This window comes from Metabacillus malikii (assembly GCF_030813355.1).
Classification (GTDB): domain Bacteria; phylum Bacillota; class Bacilli; order Bacillales; family Bacillaceae; genus Metabacillus; species Metabacillus malikii.
Genome location: NZ_JAUSUD010000021.1, coordinates 75,113 through 95,870 on the forward strand (window position 1 = coordinate 75,113; position 20,758 = coordinate 95,870).

Consider the following 20,758-nt stretch of genomic DNA (forward strand, 5'->3'; position numbering starts at 1 on the left):
GCGGACAGGCCCTTTATTAAGTTAATCCATAAAACAGTTCCGACAAGTAATTAATAAGAAAGTATTAGGAGCCTTATTAACAGGAAATCAGTATCTTGTTTAAAAGGCTTTTTTGTATAGTTATATCTTGATATTAGAAATAGTAAATAGTATACTTAAAACCAAGTAAACTTATATGAATTATTGAATATAAAATATGAAATAGATATCTCAATTGTACGGAGGAATATGATGAAGAAGGAACAATATCCTATATTACCAGGTGCTGATAGCATATTTATAAACGGAAATAAGATCGGGGTATTACTTTGCCATGGTTTTAATGGTACACCTCAAAGTATGCAATTTATTGGAGAACAACTGTCGAACTATGGTTTTACGATCTCAATTCCAAGATTAGCTGGACATGGCACACATTATCTTGATATGGAAAACTGTATATATCAAGATTGGATTGATAGTCTAGACGATGCGTTTGAAAAGTTGAATGAAGTTTGTGAAAAGGTATTTATCATTGGTCAATCAATGGGGGGAGCTTTAACACTCCAAGTAGCGGCAAGTCATCATTTAGAAGGTATATTTCTAATTAATGCGGCTGTTACAGAAGTTTGTTATCAACAGTTTCTAGAAGAGGAAGAACAAGCTTATCTAAACGAAGGAAAACCGGATATTAAAAAGCATGATGTATATGAAATAACGTATGATAAAGTACCACTTAAATCTGTAAAAAACTTATTACTGCTAATGGAAGATACAAAAAGTCGGCTACACACTGTTACAGCGCCAACAATCTTATTCAAATCAACTACTGACCATGTAGTAGCACCAAATAATTCAGAATATATTTATAAAAACATCGATTCTGAGGAGAAACAGATTATTGAATTAGAAAATTCTTATCATGTAGCATCGATGGACAACGATGCAAATATGATCGTTGAATATGTTGTGGAACATATCCACAAGACATTAACAAAAACTAGTCTTGTGTAATGAACAACCTGTGGATACAAAACATAGTTATCCACAGGTTTATTCACATTTGTGTATACTTATCAACATATTTGAAAGCGTTTAAATGGAAAGTGTTAATAACACCTCAAAAAATTGTAAGTAAGGAACTATATATCCACAGGCTCTCCACTGTTTTGTAAAATTAGTGTTTGAAGACTAATGATGATGCATTAATACTGAGAAACTAGTATATTTTTCAATGTGCTGAATATGATGTACAAGCATACCATTACTGGAGGAAATATTAATGAACATCATCTTTAGTTACATTTTCTTAGGGTTATCACTAGCTGCACCAATTGGTCCAATCAATGCTGCGCAGTTGGACCGGGGAATTAAAGGGGGATTTTTAAATGCTTGGCTAGTTGGACTTGGGGCAACAACTGCTGATTTAGTTTATATGCTGTTAGTTTATCTAGGCTTAGTACATTTTCTTGATATTCCATTTATGAAGGCATTTTTATGGCTTTTTGGCTTTTTTGTATTAACTTACACCGGAATTGAAAGCTTAATAAGTGCAGGGAAAATTGAAATGAAGAAGGGAAGCCATAATATTACCTATTCCAAATCATTTATTTCAGGCTTCTTTATGTCACTAGCTAACCCTTTAACAATCCTATTTTGGTTAGGTATCTATGGATCTGTATTAGCAAATGCAGTCACTATGTATAGCACTGGTCAGTTAGTTATTTATAGTTCAGCAATAATATTCGGCTTGCTGTTATGGGACTTTACAATGGCATGTGTAGCAAGTACATTCCGAAAATATTTAACAAATAAAATGCTAGTATGGATATCGGTACTCTCAGGCTTATCTTTAATCGGTTTTGGTATATATTTTGGTTATCAGGCATTACAATTACTATTCTTCTAATTAGGAAGTGACTCAAAACAATGCTATGCCTCATCAACTACATTATATATTAGTATTGCCCCATTTTCTAAAACGGTGTTTAGTCGGATGAGTTAGCGCCTTTTGAGTCACCCATGCAAACTATTTTTTATTTTCAAAATAGGCACTGATTAGACCGATTAGAATTCCTAACAGTGCTCCACCTGCAACCTCTGCCGGCTGGTGGCCTAGCAATTCATTCAATTCCTTTTCCTGTTTAACATGAAATAACCCAGGTAAATGACCTGAAAGAACTTCTATATCTGCATCAATGTCATTCACGATTTTTGCTATTTCACCTGTATGTCTCCGTATACCCTGAGCATCATACATCACGATAATACCGAAGATGACAGCTAACGCAGTATCGGTTGAATTCCATCCTTTTTTCGAAGCAACATATGTTGCTAGTGCTGAAACACCTGCTGAATGGGAGCTAGGCATTCCGCCAGTTGAAAAGATTGGGCGCCAATCCCATGTACCATTTATCTTTTTATTCGTGAAGACCTTCAATCCTTGTGCAATACCAATTCCTGAAAGTGCAGTCCATATCCCTCGATTCATCTCATTCACCTCATAGACATATTGTTTATCAAAATCAAACGTCTATGCAAAATTCTTTGTGGAATTGATTATTTAGGTAAATGAGCTGAAATTATGATAAATTACGACAAAATATTTCCCAGACAATAATCAAGCTTGAGGATTCATCCATTTTGGTTGATGAACTGGAATGAATTTCTTACAACGTTGTAGTAATTTTATTGGATTCTGTTCGACAATAATCATTGAATATTGCTCATCCATAAGAAATTGTTCTTGAATCATGTGGTTTAAGAAATCAAGTAGCTTGTCGTAAAAATGGTTTGTATTTAGCAATCCGATTGGTTTTTGATGTTCTCCGATTTGTGCCCAGGTGAAGATTTCAAAAAACTCTTCCATTGTTCCTAGACCTCCAGGTAGAGCAATAAATCCATCTGAAAGCTCAGACATTTTTGCCTTTCGTTCATGCATTGTTTCTACAACAATTAATTCAGTCAATTCAGTATGAGCAAGTTCTCGATTCATTAATGTATTCGGCATCACGCCGATGACTTTTCCACCAGCTTCTAACGTTGCAGTTGCAATTGCCCCCATTATCCCCAGCTTTGATCCACCATAGACAAGGGTGATTCCTTCATTTGCCAGCTGGGTGCCTAGTCGCTTTGCTTCTTCAATGTAAAAAGGTGAAGAGCCTGGATTAGAGCCACAAAAAACACATAATTGCTTCAGATAAATCCCCCCCTTAAAATTTTTGCACTAATATAACACCTGTTAAGATGAGAATCACTCCAATAGCACGAGGAAGGGTGATGTGGTGTACAGTGACTTGAAGTATTCCATAATGATCAATAACGATGGAAGCAACAATTTGACCTGCAAGAACTAGGGCAATTGTAGTTGCCGCACCTAGTCTTGGGATGAGGAAAATCGTTGCAAATACATAGAAGGCACCTAGTAATCCGCCAGTCCATACCCACCATGGAGCTGAAAAAATTTGTTTGCTCATATTCCATGACTGATTAAAAAGAGTCGCTACCGAAAGAACGATAAACCCTATAAAAAAAGAGATAGCTGCTGCAAGTACTGGGTTGCCAACAACATTTTTTAGCTGAGCATTTATGCTGACTTGGAATGGCAAGACAAGCCCGGCAATAAATGCAAATAAAATCAGTAAAATCCACATATGTATCCTTCTTTCTATATCATATAACTAGTTTATTTTGTTTTTCATAAAATGAAAACTAGATTATAGAAAAAAATAAAAATGAGGAATTGCTATTAAGCAATTCCTCCGTGTTCTTACCATAAGTGATTTAAAAGTTCACCTTTAAAAAGGTTCGTATCGATATTGCATGTCTCGGCATCAATTCCGTATTGCCACCCGTATAACATCGAGCCTTCAGGACCTTCAGGTGAATACTTCGGAGCATTACTTTCTGAAGTGATTCCGATATTAGGTGCTGCCGTCCATAAATATGTTGATTCTTTAAGTCCTTCCTTTTGTTCAGAGGCAGCATTAAAGGCAATTGTTAATTTCTCTTCTTGATCAAAAATTCCATATATACCAGGGATATATCCCGAGGATGAAATTGTTTCATACCAGCCAACGATAAAGTTCTCGTCAACTGGATAATCTGGTTCAATATCAGCAAATATTGCACTTTTTTCTGGAGAACCTACTTCTTTTGCTAATTTAATTGCTTGTTCAGCTTCTGCTTTCCCTTTTTCATAAGTTGTGGCATCTGTGAATTGGTTAGATATTAGTAAAACCTTAATGCCATTTTTATTTAATAATTGCCACTCTTCCTTTGTAATTCCTTTCGAAACACCTTCTTTGTCACCAAGATAACGGCCCCAGACCTTAGGGTTACCAAAGTTATCATTTACACACGCAAGCAATGTATCATCTGTATAGCTTGCTGAGTCAACACCCCAAACAAAATCGGGAACTTCGGGTTTAGTTTCTTCTTTCGTTGCATCGTTATTTTTATCTCGGTTGTCTTTATTATTAGCAGTTGCATTATTTTGCTCATCGTTATTTGCTTCATTATCCTTGTTCTTTTCTTCTGTAGGTTGACTAGCAGTCTCAACTGATTCATCTTGTTCTTCCGGCATTTTATGTTCATCGTTTTCTTCGCTTGTTTTTTCAGTTATTACTGGACGAGCATTATCTATATGTGGTGTTTCATTACGGTCTTTGTGAATGATATAAAAGCATAAAAGTAAAGGGAGAATTAGAAATAGTGAAAATCCAATAATTTTCCATAGGTGCCTGTACCATTCTGTCAACAGAATCCCTCCTATCTTTTACTTCATGCTATTCAGAAGCAAGATAAAAGGTTCTAAATATATTATTTTAAGAAAATATTGTATTTTTCTGGAAAAAATGAAACAATTCAGCTGTTAATACGTCATAAAAGTAAGGGGGGGGATTGGATTTTATGGGCAAGTATATAATAAGATTCATAATTTTTTTACTAGTATTGGGGTATATTACCGGACAAGCTGCGGCTGAAGAAAATGCAGACGTACCATCACAGTCGTATTCTGACCAAGGAGAGGTAAGAATGCAAGCAATGAGAGCAGCGACGAATCATTATGTCCGAGCATTTAGTTGCAACGGAAAAAGTGCTTGGACTAGTAATATGGTATCAGAAACCTTGGGATATAACTGGATTATGAATCAAGGCTGGAAGGGGTATATTCAGCAAGGTGCATCAGGGGGACAAACATTAGGTGTTGTACTTAATGATACTAAAATAGACTTCAGTTTTACATACACAGTGAAAAAGAATAATAGTGCAAATAATACCTCGTATGTTAAAGGGGTCCAAGCAGTCCTTAGTTGTTTAGGATATGACCCAGGTCCTACTGATGGAATATTTGGTACGAAGACAGATGCTGCCGTTCGAGCATTTCAACGGAATAAGGGGTTAACTGTTGATGGAATTGTTGGGCAGAAAACATATCATTATTTATCATTTGCATCAAGTTAGTTGAACAGGGCGGTGACTCAAATGAAATGAGTCGCCGCCACTACTCGTACATAGGTAGGTATGTCTATTTGTAAATATAGTATGTGTTTTGGAAAATGGATTCAAGGATTTAAAGTCAGTATTTCACTAAGTCATTGTGAAGATTCATCCACAATTGTAGCACCATCAGGAGCAATGAAATCAAATAGCTTATGTCCTTTTTCTACTTCGACAACTTTAAATTGTTTAACATCGGAAGACTCATCTCTTTTACCGTCAACAAGCTGTATGCTTCGTAAAAATAATTTCGTTTCTTTATCGAACCAATATTCGGTTTGTATACCTTCACTCTCATTAACAAGATAAACTTCAATGGAACGGTTTAAATATTGTTTTTCTCCAATAAATTTCATGTTATTTGGGTCAAGATCATTAAAATAGGAAATGATCGGTTCAAGACTGTTTTGAGCAAGTTCGCTAATATGAAACAGATTGTCTTTCTTAGAATATGAAGCGTAATATTTGCCATCGGATATGATGAAATCACCATTTTCGAAAACCATGCGAACATGCTTATCTTTTGCGTATATTTCTGTTAATCCAAGGTCAGGATAATGAACCTTTGCATAAGTAATGATTTCTTTTTCTTTATTAATCGATTCAATTGGTTGTTCATTTTCATGAAAATAGTCGATAATGACATCATTTATAGCCTTTTCAATCGCAGCCTTTACATGTGGAGTATTCCATACACTCAAAATAATGAGAAAAAGTGATGCGCAAGCTAGTAATGCCCGTTTGAACATTCGTTTAGTGGAAGCCTTTCTTATCGAATTAACAGACAAATCTATATCATCTAAGATAGAGGATAGGCCCTTTTCCAATGATATATATTTATCGAAATAGTTTTGACAATCTAGGCAATGTTCTACATGATGTAGTAATTGGTCTTGTTCCTCACTAGAAAGCTGGTCAAACATGAGGATTTTATTTTGTTCAGTACAGGTCATTACAACACCCCCTTTTCCATTAAATGATCCATCATTTTTTTTCGGCCGCGAAATATCTTTGTTTTAACTTTCCCTAGTGATAATTTCTTTAACTTTGATATTTCATTATAGGAGTATCCTTGGTTTCGCAAAATTAGTATTTCTCTAGTTTCCTTATCTAACAGAGAAAATACTTCATTTATTTGGTGAATCTGTTCCTTCGATAAAAGTTGTTTTTCGGGAGTGTCGGTAGTGAATTCGTGATTATGTGTACTCTCTCCAGAATTTTGAATAATTTCTTGCTGTCTCTTTATCTTTCTAAGATGGTCATAGGCCGTATTTTTAGTAAGAATCGTTACCCAAGCTTCAATGTTTTTAGGAATCTCGTATTCGTGTTTTTGGAAATACGTATATATTTTTATACTTGCATCTTGGACAATATCATCAACTAAAGAGGGATTTTTAATAATGTTTTTCGTTACTTTTATAATTTTTGATCGATGCTTTTCAATAATGTCTGCAATAGATTCTTTGTCCACAATAGATTCCCTCCTGTTTCATAATCTAAGACGTCTGAAATCATGAGTTGTTTCAATTAATTTAGAAATTATCATAAGAGAGTAAGAATTGTCTCAGGTTAATCATACAATGATATTGTAAGTGTAGGAGAATAAAATGAAGGATTACTGTGCCTGGGTATATGAAATGAACTTATTTTTGGCTATTTTCGTAGACATTGTTGCTTTAGACTTAGATGGCGTTGCACTTATGCTCCAACAAACCCTTAAAAAAGGTTAGTGCAAAAAGCAACAATCTTTTAGAAAAGCCTTTAGAAAAGAGCTTATTATTTAAACCTCAAACACCCACTTACATTTGATTTAACTCGGTAAAATTTTAAAAAAGAACCCTATATTTTTTCTATAACTAACGAACATTATGAAAAGATATGAAAGATTATAAAAACTAACTAACAATTACTTTCTAAAGTGATAAAATAGGAATGATTATATTCGAGGAGGAAGTTTAATGAAAATGAAATTAGGTCTTATTTATGGAGGGAAGTCTGCTGAGCACCAGGTCTCATTGCAAACGGCCCTTGCTGTTATAAATGCATTAGATGCTAATAAATTTGATATACATCCAATATATATAAATGTAGTCGGAGAATGGATTAGAGGAAGTGTCTTACAAGCTCCAATTACCGATGTCAATCTGTTGAAACTGCAAGGAAATAAAATTTCACCTTTGTCTTTAAATAATGATTTGTTTTCAATTTCTGAAGGACCTTCTGGAACGGAAAAACTTGACGTTATTTTCCCTTTGTTACACGGGCCTAATGGTGAAGATGGCACAGTTCAAGGGCTACTAGAAGTTTTGAATATTCCATATGTAGGAAACGGTGTATTAGCTTCTGCTGCTGGAATGGATAAGGTAATTATGAAGAACTTATTTGCCCAAGCTGGTTTGGCTCAAGCAAAATATATATCGTTTATAAAAAGTGAATTCAATGATAACCAGGATAATGCATATAAACAGGTAGAGGAAATTATTGGGTATCCATGTTTTGTAAAACCTGCAAATTTGGGATCTAGCGTTGGAATTAGTAAGTGTAAAGATAAAGCTGAATTGGAGAAAGCATTTAAGGAAGCTTTTGAATACGACCGAAAAGTAATCATCGAGGAAGGGATTATTGGACGAGAAATTGAAGTTGCTGTTATAGGAAATGATGCGCCAATTTGTTCAGTTGTAGGTGAAATTGCACCGAAAAAAGAGTTTTATGACTATAAGGCAAAATATGAAGACGGCGATACTGACCTAATGATTCCGGGGAATGTGACAGATAATGAGTATGAAACAATTAAAGAAATGGCGATAAAGTCATTTAAAGCAATCGACGGATCAGGTCTTGTTCGCGCAGATTTCTTTTTAACAAATGAAGGAAAAGTGTTAATAAATGAAGTCAATACAATGCCGGGCTTTACACCTTTTAGTATGTTCCCATCATTATGGAAACATAGCGGTATTGAATATCCGAATTTAATTGAACAATTAGTAGACTTAGCCTTGGAACGTTACAAGCAAAAGCAAGAAATAAAACATACTTTTTAAGGGAAATACTTATATACTCAGATGAATGTAGGAACTGGATAGTTACATGTCAGTTCCTCTTTATTTGGAAAAGAGTCCGACCCTTCTAAACCGTTGAAAATACGCGTAATTTTTATATAAACTCAGCGTTTAAAAACAAATATATGTTGTGTGGATACTATGAAAATCACTTGCAAGAAACCTCGGATAAAGGAGCGATAAAATGATTAGCAGAACGTTGCGTGAAATAGAAAAGATGGTAAATGGTTCAGGGCTTGAAGTCAAAGACAAAGACAAAGACAACCATATAATAGGTGTTTCAACAGATACTAGAACAACTGCGAACGGAAATTTATTTATTCCACTTGTTGGAGAGAATTTTGATGGTCATAAATTTGTCAGCACTGCGATAGATAAAGGGGCTAAGGCGATCATTTGGTCACGGAAGGTGCCTAATCCACCACTGGATATTCCAGTCATATATGTTGATGACACATTAACTGCATTACAGGATTTAGCTGAAAACTATCTTGAACAAGTGAATCCAAAAGTAGTCGGAATTACAGGGAGTAATGGAAAGACTACGACAAAAGATATGGTAGCAGCTGTTCTAGAGACTACATATAAAATACATAAGACGAACGGAAACTATAATAATCACATCGGTCTGCCATTAACGATATTAAGTATGGATGAGGAAACAGAAATTGTTATTTTAGAAATGGGGATGAGTGGTAAGGGGGAAATTGAACTCCTGTCTAACATTGCAAAGCCTGATGTTGCAGTGATTACAAATATTGGTGAGGCACATTTGCTGGATTTAGGCTCACGTGAAGCGATTGCTGAGGCAAAATTAGAGATAGTAAATGGTTTGAAGAGTGAGGGAATTTTAATTTATCATGGAGATGAGCCGCTCTTACAAGAACGGGTTCCTACTAAGACACAAAAGACAATAACTTTCGGTAACAGTACCGAAAATGACTATTTTGCAACTTCAATTACACAAAAAGTAAAAGGTACAACATTTCAAATTGCTGAAGAAACATATTCTTTACCTGTCCTAGGTAAGCATAATATTCAAAATGCATTAGCTGCTTATGCTGTAGCAAGACATTATCACGTAAAAACTGCTGATATTAAAAAGGGCTTTCAACAACTGAAAGTAACCGGAATGCGCTTAGAACTTCAGCAAACATCGTCAGGTATATCTATTATTAATGATGCTTACAATGCAAGTCCTAGTTCTATGCGAGCTGCAATTAATCTGTTAGAAGACTTAGATGGTTTCAATAAAAAAATCGTAGTATTAGGAGATATGCTGGAGTTAGGGAAAGACGAAAAGAATTATCACTTTGAAATAGGAAAAGCAATAGACCCTGGCAAAATAACCTATGTTTTAACATATGGACAATTAGGGGCAGAGATTGCTGAAGGGGCAAAACAAGTAATTTCAGAGGAGTTTGTTCGCCACTTTGAGGACAAAGAAGCTTTAGTTAATACATTAAAGAGCCTAACCCATACTGGTGATGTTGTACTAGTAAAAGCCTCACGAGGAATGAAACTTGAGGACGTCGTAAATTCGATGATGTAGCATCGTATAAATTCAAAGTAATTTAAAAATATCTTAATGAGGGATGAAACATTCCTAAAAAGTGAAAGCTAGTAATATGGATTCCTAAAATATATTGGCTGTTTTCGTAAACATTGTTGCTTTTACAGAGTTATCGTTTAGGGTTGGCCTGCGCTACAGTACTCGCTTTCGGTGGGGTGGGTGGTGGGCCTCCTCAGCGTAAATGCCTGCGGGGTCTCACCTCTCCCACGCATACCGCAGGAGTCTCACACTTACGTTACAACCAACCCTTAAAAAAGTTCTTAAAAAAATCTTTTAGAAAAGAGACTTATTTTAAAGACAAAACCGATTATCACCATTACTAGTATTGTGTATAGCTTTTTAATAAAAGGAGGTATACATTTCTAATGATTGGTTGCTTGTTTATCCACGGTTTTACAGGTGCACCTTATGAAGTAGAACCGTTGGCTAAAGATATAGAGGAGAAAATGGGATGGGTTGTGAAAGTTCCTACGTTGCCGGGACATGGTGTAACACTATCGTTAAAAGGGCATACATATAACGAGTGGGTTGCACATGCAGAGCAGGAACTTATCACACTTATGGATGAAGTAGATGAGGTTTATGTAATCGGATTTTCAATGGGCGGAATAATTGCCTCCTATTTAGCTGCCAAATACAAGGTTAAGAAGCTTGTCTTGTTAAGTGCCGCAGCTTATTACATAAATCCTAAACAGCTGTTATTAGATTGCCTTGAAGTTGTAAGAGACGCATGGAGAGGTCAATTAAAACAAAATGAGCTTTATGTTCGTTATCGAACAAAATTACGAAACACCCCAATAAAAGCAACGCGGGAATTTCAGAAGCTTGTCAAAATGGTTAGACCCATTTTGAAGGACTTAACAGTACCAGTTCTAATCATACAAGGTGAACGTGATGGCATTGTTCCAGTAAAAAGCGCGCATTTTTTATATAAAACAATTCCATCTCCTATGAAGGAATTAAAGCTTCTTCCATCTTCAAAACACCATATTTGCTATGGGGACGATTACGAGGAATTAAGGAAACATGTTGAGGAATTTCTATCTGATGAAAGAAGTTTGATACCTAACTCATTATCATGAATTGTACTTTAAGTTGTAAAAACAGATAGGTAGTGGTATGATTACCTTTAAAGTGTTTGCGGACTTTAAATAAGGTAACTGCTGCCCTTGTTTGAATAAAGAGGGGCTTTTTTGTGTGATAGTAAGGGAACGGAATCCAAACAAGAGGCTAATTTGTGTAAGATTAACATCTCGGGTCTATAAGTACGATAATCGTTTGCTCTCTCCGTTAGAATCGTACAAAAGTATTAATGTGCATTTTGACATCTGACTGTTTTCATGATGATTCATCAATGAATAATTACTTTTTTAGCTTAGAAAGCTAAGGTTGAATATAATACATCGATTCATTATGAATGCGATTTAGAAATCTATTACCTATAAGGTCTGTAAATATTTACAGTAAACGATATAGAAGGAGTATGAATACATTGACATTAACGTTTCAAGATTTAGGTTTAAGTTCATCGCTAATGCAATCAATAAGTAAAATGGGTTTTGAAGAGCCATCACCAATCCAGGCACAAACAATCCCATTAGGATTACAAAACAAGGACGTTATCGGACAGGCTCAAACAGGTACAGGTAAAACAGCTGCGTTCGGTATTCCGCTTATTGAAAAAATTGATGTTAAACAAGAACAAATTCAAGCAGTTGTTGTGGCTCCAACACGTGAATTGGCAATTCAAGTATCAGAAGAGCTTTATAAAATTGGATATCACAAACGTTCACGTGTACTTCCAATTTATGGTGGTCAAGATATTAACAGACAAATTCGTTCTTTGAAGAAAAATCCACATATTATTGTTGGTACTCCAGGACGTCTAATTGACCATATTAACAGAAAAACAATCCGTTTAAATGCAGTTCATACTGTTGTTTTAGATGAAGCAGATGAAATGTTAAACATGGGATTTATTGAAGACATTGAATCAATACTTTCAAATGTACCGTCAGAGCGCCAGACGTTACTTTTCTCTGCAACAATGCCTGATCCAATTCGTCGTATTGCTGAGCGATTCATGAAGGATCCAGAGCTTGTTAAAGTGAAAGCGAAAGAAATGACAGTGCCGAACATTACTCAATATTACCTGGAAACACATGAGCGTAAGAAATTTGATGTCTTAACAAGATTACTCGACATCCAGTCTCCAGAGCTTGCAATTGTTTTCGGTCGTACGAAGCGTCGTGTTGACGAGCTTTCTGAAGCATTAACATTAAGAGGATATACAGCAGAAGGAATCCATGGTGATTTAACACAAGCAAAACGTATGTCAACTTTACGTAAGTTTAAGGAAGGTGCCATTGAAGTTCTCGTTGCAACAGATGTAGCTGCTCGTGGGTTAGATATATCTGGAGTAACACATGTCTATAACTTTGATGTACCACAGGATCCAGAAAGCTATGTGCATAGAATTGGTCGTACTGGACGTGCTGGTAAAACTGGTATGGCAATGACGTTCGTTACACCAAGAGAACTAGACATTGTTAAAAATATTGAGCGGACAACTAAAAGAAAAATGGATCGTATGAAGCCGCCAACTGTTGATGAAGCGATTGAAAGTCAACAACAGATGACAGTTGAAAAAATACGTTCAATTATTGATAGTGAAAACCTTGCATTCTTTAAGCGAACTGCTGAAGAGCTGCTGGAAGAATTTGATGCACAGGATGTAGTAGCTGCTGCAATTAAATTTATGACAAAAGAGCCTAACTCAGTTGAAGTAAAGTTAACTGAAGAAGCTCCACTTTATTCGAAGTCTAAAAATAAGGGACGTTCTTCATCTTCTTCTAATAATCGTCGAAGAGGAGATTATCGAGGCAGAGACGGTCAAAAGAAACCAAATAACCGTTCATCGTCATATGGTGACCGTGACCGCGGCAAAGGTAATAATAGTAAACGTCGTTACTCAAACTCAAAATAATAATCATAAAATCGATTCCGTTCAGGAATCGATTTTTTTATGTTTGGATTAGTCATCGGTATTTGTTTACAGAGAATTATCTGTACTGAAAGCAACTTATTGTGAGCATGATTTATAAGTTATAAAGTAGGGAAAGCTATGTCTTGATTATCTTAAATGGATAAGGAGGATGCCATCATGACGATTGTACGTTTAGGATATGTAGCAATGAGTATGAATCTTCAAAATTGTTCTCCTTCACAAACAATGACATTTTCGCAGTTTAGCAAAATAAAGGACCGTGAAGCGGCAATTGCAAAGCTAGAGAAGATTGCGCAATCTAACCTTGATAATTGTTTAAGATTACTTAAGCATAACGCAGCAAATGAAATACATTTTTTCCGTTTTAGCTCAAAGCTCATCCCTCTTGCTAATCATGATGAACTACGCGATTGGCGATATATGCAGAATCTTAATCCAAGTTTGCAAAAAATAAGTCAGTTCTTAGAAACGCACCCGATGAGAGTAGACTTTCACCCCGACCATTTTGTTGTTTTAAACTCGACAGATACAAACATTGTAAAGATGTCACTGAAGACGTTAAAAATGCATGAAATGCTTTTAAAAGGGATGAACATATCAACGGAACATCGATGTGTGCTCCATATAGGTGGTGCATATGCGGATAAAGAAAAATCACTTGAACAATTTATATCAAACTGGGGGTTAATTCCTGTCTCCCTACAAAAAATGCTTATGCTAGAAAATGACGATACAACGTTCAATTTAATGGATGCATTATATTTGTGTGAAAAGTTAGGAGTACCACAAGTGTTTGATTATCACCATCATCTTGCCTATCATGAAGAAGATAATTGGACAGAACAATGGCAGAGAATACTGGATACATGGAAATACTCAACTTTACCACCAAAGATGCACATATCAAGCCCAAAATCCGATAAGGAGTTTCGCGCACATTCAGATTATATAGATGTCAATATGTTCATGTCATTTTTAAATACAATAAAGGGTAGTACACCTCAGATTGACTGCATGATTGAAGCGAAGCAGAAAGATAATGCACTATTCAAGTTAGTAGATGACTTAAACAAGCAAACTGAAATAGAGTGGATTGATAAAACAACGTTTAAAATTCATTAGCTTTTATCAGAATGCTGTTGAAGAATTACATAATATTACAAAAAAGGCTTAATTATTATGTTATAATAAATGAGCCTTTTTTGATTTGGCACATACGAGAAAATTGTTGATTTTTGCTAAAAGGGTAAACTTCTGCAAAAGTACTAACACCATTTCGTCATATAGAAATTTTAACAACTATATTCGTTTAGTAGGTGCCAATAGACAAAGACGGTCTTTAACAAAGATTCTAATGTCGTTATAAATAAAATTCTAATACATACATGAACAAAGAGGAGAGAGTTTTTTGCGACAACTACCGAAAAATAAGATTAGCGTAAAAGCACTTACTGTGTGGAGGTTAAGTGCGATGATTATAGCAGGAGTATTACTTCTAGTAGCTATAGGGGCGGGAGTAGGCATCCATCTATTAGAATGGCCTTACTATGTAACGATTATTATTGCTGCAGTGTGGTTGACCTATTCAATAGTAACAATCTTTATTATTCCGAAGATAAAACATCGTGTCTGGCGCTATGAGGTACATGAACATGAAATTGATCTCCAATATGGTTTTTTTATCGTGAAAAGAGTTTTAATCCCAATGGTTAGGGTACAGCATGTCGATACACATCAAGGACCATTATTACGTAAGCATCATTTAGCATCAATTGAAATTTCGACTGCGGCAACAACACATGAAATTCCTGCCCTAGATATAGAAGAAGCAGAGGCGTTAAGGGATAAAATATCAAATCTTGCTAGGGTGAACGATGATGATGTTTGAACCAAGGCGAATTCACCCAATTGGAATTATTTTAAATTTGATAAGCGTTATTAAATCATATGTTGTTCCAGCTGTGTTTTTATTTTTTTTCGGTAAAAATGTAGATTTTAATATTTATTTTATTCTAGGAGCGATTTTGCTAGTAACAAGTGTTATCGTCATAAGTATATTAGATTGGCTAAAATTCACCTATCGCGTAGAAGATGGTGAGGTTAGAATTGAACATGGTATTTTTGTAAAGAAGAAACGCTACATCCCGATAGAACGAATTCAAACGATTAATATTAGTGCAGGTATTATTCAGCAGTTGTTTAAACTCGTGAAAGTACAAATAGAAACGGCAAGCGGGGGAATAAAGGCTGAGGCGGAATTAATCGCTGTAAAACGAGTCGATGCTGAGAGTATTGAAAAGGCGATAGCTAGTTATAAACAAGAGAAGGCTCCTGTGCAAATTGAGGAAGATGGTAGTGTTGTAAAACAACTTCCTACTTATAAGATGACGAAGAAGGAGTTACTTGTCGCCGCATCAACTTCGAGTGGTGTTGGGGTAATATTATCTGCAATCGCAGCATTCTTTTCACAATTTGAGGAATTCATTCCATATGAGAAAATTTTTGACCAATTTGAATTTTTGACAAATGCGAGTATCACTGTATACATTTCATTAGTGTTTATTGCCTTTCTTATCACTTGGATTATCAGTGTCATCGGTGTAATTTTAAAATATGCACATTTCACGGTAATAAAAGATGAAAAAGAGATAAAGATTTCAAAAGGTATTTTTGAAAAACAGCAATTATCGATTCCATTATCACGGATTCAAGCAATTAGAATTGTACAAAATCCAATTAGACAACTATTAGGCTATTCAACTATTCATATCGAAACAGCTGGTGGGAGTGTAGGAGATAATGATACTTCAACTATCCTGTTTCCTGTAGTATCTAGCAAAATAGTAAAAAGTCTTTTATCAGAATACCTCCCAGACTTTGAAATTCAAGAATCATTAAATGTATTACCCCAAAAGTCGAAAAAACGATATGTTACAAGGAAACTACTTATTGCATTAATACCGGTTGTTCTATTGAGTTATTACTTTATGCCATGGGGGCTCTTTTCTTTAATCATTCTTCCGATTAGTTTATATTGGGGGTATTGTACATTTAAAGATGCTGGATGGATAATCATCGATAATCAATTAAACCTTCGCTATCGATTTATCTCAAAAACAATGGTGTTAATAAAAAGGAATAAAATCCAGTCGATTAAAGGGAAAACAACTTATTTTCAAAAGAGGAATCAATTACAAACTGTTTCTATATCGATAAAGTCCGGGCTAATTGCTCGTCAATTTACTATTAAAGATATGAATGAACTAGATGTTGACGAAATCATGAGTTGGTATATATAAAAAGACGCGGTGACTCCAAAATTCCGTTTCAAAATCTTTATATACAATGGACAAAATCTAAATAACAATGTGTTAGAGGGGGCTAATGATATATGAGCCACCCTCTTTTTGGTGGCAATTAGCTGTTGTATTTATTTTTTTGTAAGAAAAGGGGAGCTAATAAAAATCCACTTATTAAACCGAATATATGTGAGGTTATATTTGTGTTTGCAGTAAAAAACGTCATAATTACACCAATTACGAGAATGCTTAGAATGACTTGTGAATTTGCCTTATCAATTAACTCCTTTCTGAAATAGACCATAAATAAATATACACCGAATAAGCCAAAAATCGCACCGGATGCTCCGAGGTGAGAGTATTGTAAAGGTTCTATCAAAAATGTTGCAATATTTGCGAGGATACCGGTAAATAAATAAATTAAAATGAATTTCCCTTTTCTTAGCATTCTTTCTAATGCAGGAGCGAATAAAATAAGTGAAACAGTGTTGAAAAATAAATGACTAAGTCCCATATGGAGAAAGATAGGGGTAACAAGTCGCCAATATTCACCGCTAGCAATTCCGGCGTTGTAACCATCTAGTTGACCCAGGAAAATTTGAATCGTTGGGATTGGAATTTGAAATAATATCCAGAATATTATATGGATTGCGGCTATAAATGTAACAACAGGATATAATGAAGTAAATGTTTGAAAGTTCTCGGATCTTGTAAACATTGATTAACCTCCTAACAAATATAGTATCGAGCTAAATAGTGTGATTCTTATTCATACTAACACGGTTATGTACAAGATGTTAGAAATAGTACAACAAAGCAAACGGATTGGTGGGATTACATATGATAGAAGGTATTGGTTTAGATATTGTAGAGCTAGACCGGATTAGAAGAATTGTCGATCGTCAACCGGGCTTTATAAAGCGAATACTTACAATTGAGGAAATAGAAAAATTCATTACACTGTCAAAAGAAAGAAAGGTTGAGTTCTTAGCTGGGAGATTTGCGGTAAAAGAAGCGTATTCGAAGGCTAATGGAACAGGAATAGGCGTAGAGATAGGGTTCCAAGATATTGAAGTAGTAAATGATGATAAAGGAAAACCTTACATAAGAATATTAAAGAACAATTCACATGAAATGAAACACATACATGTATCAATCACACATACTAGACAATACGCAGCTGCCCAGGTCATTATTGAATCTAAAAGCTAATTTTAGTGTAATAGCTAAACAAGTGCTTATAAATATATAAGTAATCTTGCAGGTTTTAAAGTTACATGTTTAACTCAGAAATTTAGTTAGCATATTAGGAATGTTTGTCTCATATATTTGGTAATGCGATAGGGAAGACAAGTTGTTTAAGAGTTCATCTATTGATAGTTGGCTTTAAAAATATTGCTTATCAGAGTCTTTCAATAAAGATGAGGTCTAGCAAACGAATTTCTTCCTTTTTAACGTTATATGAGGCAAAGGGGTTGAACATGTTGAAAAAGAGCTTAATGTTATTTTTTGTAGGGCTTTTAACAGTAATCGTTCTCGCGGCGTGTGGCGAGAAATCACAGACAGATGTAGTAAATGCGTTAGAAAAGAAGATTGAGGAAATGTCCGGTTATAAAGCCAAAGGTAAGATGACTCTAGAAACAGGTAGTGAACCTCAAGAATACGAAATTGAAATATGGCATAAGGAACCTGACTTTTACAGAGTTAACTTGAAAAACTCTCAAAAAGAGCAAAGTCAAATGATTTTACGAAACGATGATGGGGTATTTGTGCTAACTCCGGCATTAAACAAAAGCTTCCGATTCCAAAGTGAATGGCCGCAAAATAGTAGCCAAGCATATTTATATGAATCATTAATACAAGACATTGTAAATGATCCAGAAACGAAATTTACGGCATCAGAAACTAATTATGTATTTGAAACAAAGACCAACTATCAAAATAATAAAATGCTGCCAACACAAGAAATCACGTTTAACAAAAAGGACTTATCGCCAGCTACAGTGAAAGTAATGGATACAGACCGAAAAGCACTTGTCGTTGTCCAATTCTCAGAGTTTGAATTCAATGCATCATTTGACGACAACGCTTTTGATGTAGAGAAAAACATGTCGAGTGCACAAATTGAAATTCCAACAATGGCAACTGGTGACAACGAATCATTTGCAGTAAAATATCCACTTGAGCAGCCAGAAGGAGTATCATTAATTGAAGAGAAGGAAGTCGAAACAGAAAATGGAAAGAGAGTTATTCTCACATTCGGTGGTGGAGATAAATCATTTACGCTAATTCAAGAAAATGCTGAAATTGCAGCACCGGCTTCTGCTTCAACTTCAACATATGTGAACGGTCAGCCTACTGATTTAGGATTTGCAATCGGTGCAATGTCCGATAATTCATTAACATGGACACATGATGGTGTTGACTACATGTTAGCTTCTGAAGATTTAACAGAGGATGAAATGCTGATGGTGGCGAAATCTGTCCAAGGTCAAACTGCAAAATAAGTACTACGGGGGGCAAATGCCTCCCGTTCTTCTTTTTAACATCAGTTTTTTATATACACGATTTGACAACTATGCTGTGTAATCGAGATAATATTGATATTAGTAGTGTAAGGAAGGATAAATGTTATGGAGTATGAAATTTATCGAGATACATGGGTTGAAGTAAATTTAGATGCAATCGAATATAACGTTAAAATGATGAAACAACATATTGGCAATGAAGTGAAAATTATTGCAGTAGTGAAAGCTAATGCGTATGGGCATGGTGCATTTCAGGTGGCAAATGCAGCATTAGATGCAGGGGCAACGATGCTTGCTGTTGCTTTTTTAGATGAAGCGATAGCTCTAAGAAACAATGGCATTACTGCACCTATTATGGTTCTAGGTGCAACTAGTGCCCAGTATGTACACATAGCCAGCGCGCATAATATCACATTAACGATTTTTTCATTAGAATGGTTAATTGAAGCAAAGGGCTATCTTAAGGGCGAAGCAGTGAATGTGCATGTTAAGCTTGATACGGGCATGAGTAGGTTAGGTGTTCGTGACGAGCATGATTTAGTAAAAATATTTGATTATGTAGATGATAACTCCGCCTTTAAAATAACAGGTATTTATACACATTTTGCTACAGCGGATGAGAAAGACCTTACTTATTTTCACGAACAGTATAATAAATTTCAATATTTAATAAATAAAATCCCGCAAAAAAATTTATTAATCCATTGTGGTAACAGTGCTACAGGTTTACGGTTCCCAGATAAACTGTATAATGCGGTAAGGCTTGGGATATCTATGTATGGGCTCTCACCCTCTCCAGAAATTAAAGATGAACTCCCTTATTCTTTAAAAGAGGCGTTTTCTTTACAAACAAAACTAGTGCATGTAAAAAAGATAACGAAAGGGACAAAGGTAAGCTATGGAGCAACATACGAAGCAGAAGAAGACGAATGGCTCGGCACAATTCCAATTGGATATGCAGATGGTTGGTTAAGGAGTTTGCGGGATGTTGCTGTTTTGGTGAATGGTGAAAGAGCACCGTTAGTTGGACGAATCTGTATGGATCAGTGTATGGTAAAATTGCCTCGAAAATATCAGGTAGGAGAAAGGGTTACATTCATTGGTAAACAAGGGGACGAATATATACCGGTCGATGAAGTTGCTAAACATTTAAATACGATTAATTATGAAGTAACATGTATGATTTCAACACGGGTACCGAGAGTTTTTGTAAAAAACGGAACCGTATTTGGAGTAGATAATCCATTATTATAAGAAAACGATGAATTATGAGTAATCATTAAAGAAAATGAATAAATTATGAATTGTTGACGATAATAGTGAAGGGTAATAAATAGACAAGATTTTCTTAGCTTTTAGGATTGAAGGGCATTAATAAACCAATGAGCATAGAAGCGTAAGGGATAATTTGGGTTAATAAGCCAATCATGAATAGAAGTTTATGTAATGTTTCATACTTCTGTCTGTGATTGGCTTATTTACCGGATTAAATCAAGAGAGGCAATATAAGGGCAATGTTTCTGGAAAGGTTGAAAGTGGGTAACGGCTCTGAACAGGCCCAGCCGCCTCCGCTTTTCATTGTCTAGCTACGACGCCTAGCGCCTAGTGAACTTCACAATCCTCCTTACGATAAGTCAACATCGAATCGCTAACGCTCTTCGTGTTTCCTTTATCTCATGCGGATTGCTCCAGTTCATACGTCGCTGACTAAGGCGTCTCCGCTTTTCATTGTCTAGCTACGACGCCTAGCGCCTAGTGAACTTCACAATCCTCCTTACGATAAGTCAACATCGAATCGCTAACGCTCTTCG

At 35.4% G+C, this 20,758-nt stretch carries 21 protein-coding genes; 14 read left to right on the forward strand and 7 right to left on the reverse strand.

All coding sequences use genetic code 11. The annotated features are described in order from the left end of the window. Positions 1-231: 231 nt before the first annotated feature. Both J2S19_RS17750 and J2S19_RS17755 read left to right on the forward strand, forming a co-directional pair. Positions 232-993 carry an alpha/beta hydrolase gene (locus tag J2S19_RS17750; RefSeq protein WP_307344502.1) on the forward strand — a complete coding sequence of 254 codons (762 nt, stop codon included), beginning with the start codon at positions 232-234 and terminating at the stop codon, positions 991-993. A 268-nt stretch (positions 994-1,261) separates the two neighbouring features. After that, positions 1,262-1,888, forward strand: a complete 627-nt coding sequence (locus tag J2S19_RS17755) for a LysE family transporter (RefSeq protein WP_307344504.1) — start codon at positions 1,262-1,264, stop codon at positions 1,886-1,888. A 120-nt stretch (positions 1,889-2,008) separates the two neighbouring features. Here the strand turns inward: J2S19_RS17755 and J2S19_RS17760 are convergent, their stop codons facing one another. The 4 genes from J2S19_RS17760 to J2S19_RS17775 all read right to left on the reverse strand — a co-directional run bounded on the left by J2S19_RS17760 (position 2,009) and on the right by J2S19_RS17775 (position 4,738). Beyond that, positions 2,009-2,479: a divergent PAP2 family protein gene (locus J2S19_RS17760; RefSeq protein ID WP_307344506.1), complete on the reverse strand. Its 471-nt coding sequence runs from the start codon at positions 2,477-2,479 to the stop codon at positions 2,009-2,011. Between the two features lie 120 nt (positions 2,480-2,599). Further along, positions 2,600-3,178 (reverse strand): LOG family protein, encoded by a 579-nt coding sequence (locus tag J2S19_RS17765; RefSeq protein WP_307344556.1) that lies wholly within the window; start codon positions 3,176-3,178, stop codon positions 2,600-2,602. A 13-nt stretch (positions 3,179-3,191) separates the two neighbouring features. Next, the gene (locus tag J2S19_RS17770) at positions 3,192-3,632 is read right to left on the reverse strand and encodes a DMT family transporter (RefSeq protein ID WP_307344508.1); all 441 of its coding nucleotides are present in this window, start codon (positions 3,630-3,632) and stop codon (positions 3,192-3,194) included. Positions 3,633-3,748: 116 nt separating this feature from the next. After that, positions 3,749-4,738 carry a glycoside hydrolase domain-containing protein gene (locus tag J2S19_RS17775; RefSeq protein WP_307344509.1) on the reverse strand — a complete coding sequence of 330 codons (990 nt, stop codon included), beginning with the start codon at positions 4,736-4,738 and terminating at the stop codon, positions 3,749-3,751. 152 nt (positions 4,739-4,890) lie between these two features. Here J2S19_RS17775 and J2S19_RS17780 point away from each other — a divergent pair, with 152 nt between their 5' ends. Beyond that, positions 4,891-5,445, forward strand: a complete 555-nt coding sequence (locus J2S19_RS17780; protein WP_307344510.1) for a peptidoglycan-binding domain-containing protein — start codon at positions 4,891-4,893, stop codon at positions 5,443-5,445. Positions 5,446-5,576: 131 nt separating this feature from the next. Here J2S19_RS17780 and J2S19_RS17785 read toward each other — a convergent pair whose 3' ends face one another. Then, complete coding sequence (locus tag J2S19_RS17785) at positions 5,577-6,434, reverse strand: LolA family protein (RefSeq protein ID WP_307344513.1); 858 nt, start codon at positions 6,432-6,434, stop codon at positions 5,577-5,579. Next, on the reverse strand, positions 6,434-6,952 hold the full coding sequence (locus J2S19_RS17790) for an RNA polymerase sigma factor (RefSeq protein ID WP_307344515.1): 519 nt from the start codon (positions 6,950-6,952) through the stop codon (positions 6,434-6,436). The genes J2S19_RS17785 and J2S19_RS17790 overlap by 1 nt, the downstream gene beginning before the upstream one ends. Positions 6,953-7,088: 136 nt before the next feature. Between J2S19_RS17790 and J2S19_RS17795 the strand changes: the two genes are divergently transcribed. The 8 genes from J2S19_RS17795 to J2S19_RS17830 all read left to right on the forward strand — a co-directional run bounded on the left by J2S19_RS17795 (position 7,089) and on the right by J2S19_RS17830 (position 16,419). Then, the gene (locus tag J2S19_RS17795) at positions 7,089-7,211 is read left to right on the forward strand and encodes a hypothetical protein (protein WP_307344517.1); all 123 of its coding nucleotides are present in this window, start codon (positions 7,089-7,091) and stop codon (positions 7,209-7,211) included. A gap of 228 nt (positions 7,212-7,439) precedes the next feature. Then, the gene (locus J2S19_RS17800; protein ID WP_307344520.1) at positions 7,440-8,522 is read left to right on the forward strand and encodes a D-alanine--D-alanine ligase; all 1,083 of its coding nucleotides are present in this window, start codon (positions 7,440-7,442) and stop codon (positions 8,520-8,522) included. 202 nt (positions 8,523-8,724) lie between these two features. Continuing rightward, complete coding sequence (locus J2S19_RS17805) at positions 8,725-10,092, forward strand: UDP-N-acetylmuramoyl-tripeptide--D-alanyl-D-alanine ligase (RefSeq protein ID WP_307344523.1); 1,368 nt, start codon at positions 8,725-8,727, stop codon at positions 10,090-10,092. Between the two features lie 386 nt (positions 10,093-10,478). Continuing rightward, positions 10,479-11,195 carry an alpha/beta hydrolase gene (locus J2S19_RS17810; protein WP_307344525.1) on the forward strand — a complete coding sequence of 239 codons (717 nt, stop codon included), beginning with the start codon at positions 10,479-10,481 and terminating at the stop codon, positions 11,193-11,195. A 410-nt stretch (positions 11,196-11,605) separates the two neighbouring features. Beyond that, complete coding sequence (gene cshA / locus J2S19_RS17815; protein WP_307344527.1) at positions 11,606-13,099, forward strand: degradosome RNA helicase CshA; 1,494 nt, start codon at positions 11,606-11,608, stop codon at positions 13,097-13,099. 177 nt (positions 13,100-13,276) lie between these two features. After that, the gene (gene uvsE / locus J2S19_RS17820; RefSeq protein ID WP_307344529.1) at positions 13,277-14,242 is read left to right on the forward strand and encodes a UV DNA damage repair endonuclease UvsE; all 966 of its coding nucleotides are present in this window, start codon (positions 13,277-13,279) and stop codon (positions 14,240-14,242) included. Positions 14,243-14,528: 286 nt separating this feature from the next. After that, positions 14,529-15,008 carry a PH domain-containing protein gene (locus tag J2S19_RS17825; RefSeq protein WP_307344531.1) on the forward strand — a complete coding sequence of 160 codons (480 nt, stop codon included), beginning with the start codon at positions 14,529-14,531 and terminating at the stop codon, positions 15,006-15,008. Next, entirely contained in the window at positions 14,998-16,419 is a 1,422-nt protein-coding gene (locus J2S19_RS17830; protein ID WP_307344533.1) for a PH domain-containing protein, read from the forward strand. Before J2S19_RS17825 ends, J2S19_RS17830 begins: the two co-directional genes overlap by 11 nt. A 118-nt stretch (positions 16,420-16,537) precedes the next feature. Here J2S19_RS17830 and J2S19_RS17835 read toward each other — a convergent pair whose 3' ends face one another. Beyond that, positions 16,538-17,137 carry a rhomboid family intramembrane serine protease gene (locus J2S19_RS17835; RefSeq protein ID WP_307344535.1) on the reverse strand — a complete coding sequence of 200 codons (600 nt, stop codon included), beginning with the start codon at positions 17,135-17,137 and terminating at the stop codon, positions 16,538-16,540. 122 nt (positions 17,138-17,259) lie between these two features. Between J2S19_RS17835 and acpS the strand changes: the two genes are divergently transcribed. The 3 genes from acpS (at position 17,260) to alr (ending at position 20,201) form a co-directional block, all read left to right on the forward strand. Continuing rightward, on the forward strand, positions 17,260-17,631 hold the full coding sequence (gene acpS, locus J2S19_RS17840) for a holo-ACP synthase (RefSeq protein WP_307344537.1): 372 nt from the start codon (positions 17,260-17,262) through the stop codon (positions 17,629-17,631). Positions 17,632-17,894: 263 nt separating this feature from the next. Then, positions 17,895-18,926, forward strand: coding sequence for a LolA family protein (locus J2S19_RS17845; protein ID WP_307344539.1), 1,032 nt, complete (start codon positions 17,895-17,897; stop codon positions 18,924-18,926). A gap of 126 nt (positions 18,927-19,052) precedes the next feature. Next, complete coding sequence (alr, locus tag J2S19_RS17850; RefSeq protein ID WP_307344541.1) at positions 19,053-20,201, forward strand: alanine racemase; 1,149 nt, start codon at positions 19,053-19,055, stop codon at positions 20,199-20,201. Positions 20,202-20,758: the final 557 nt, after the last annotated feature.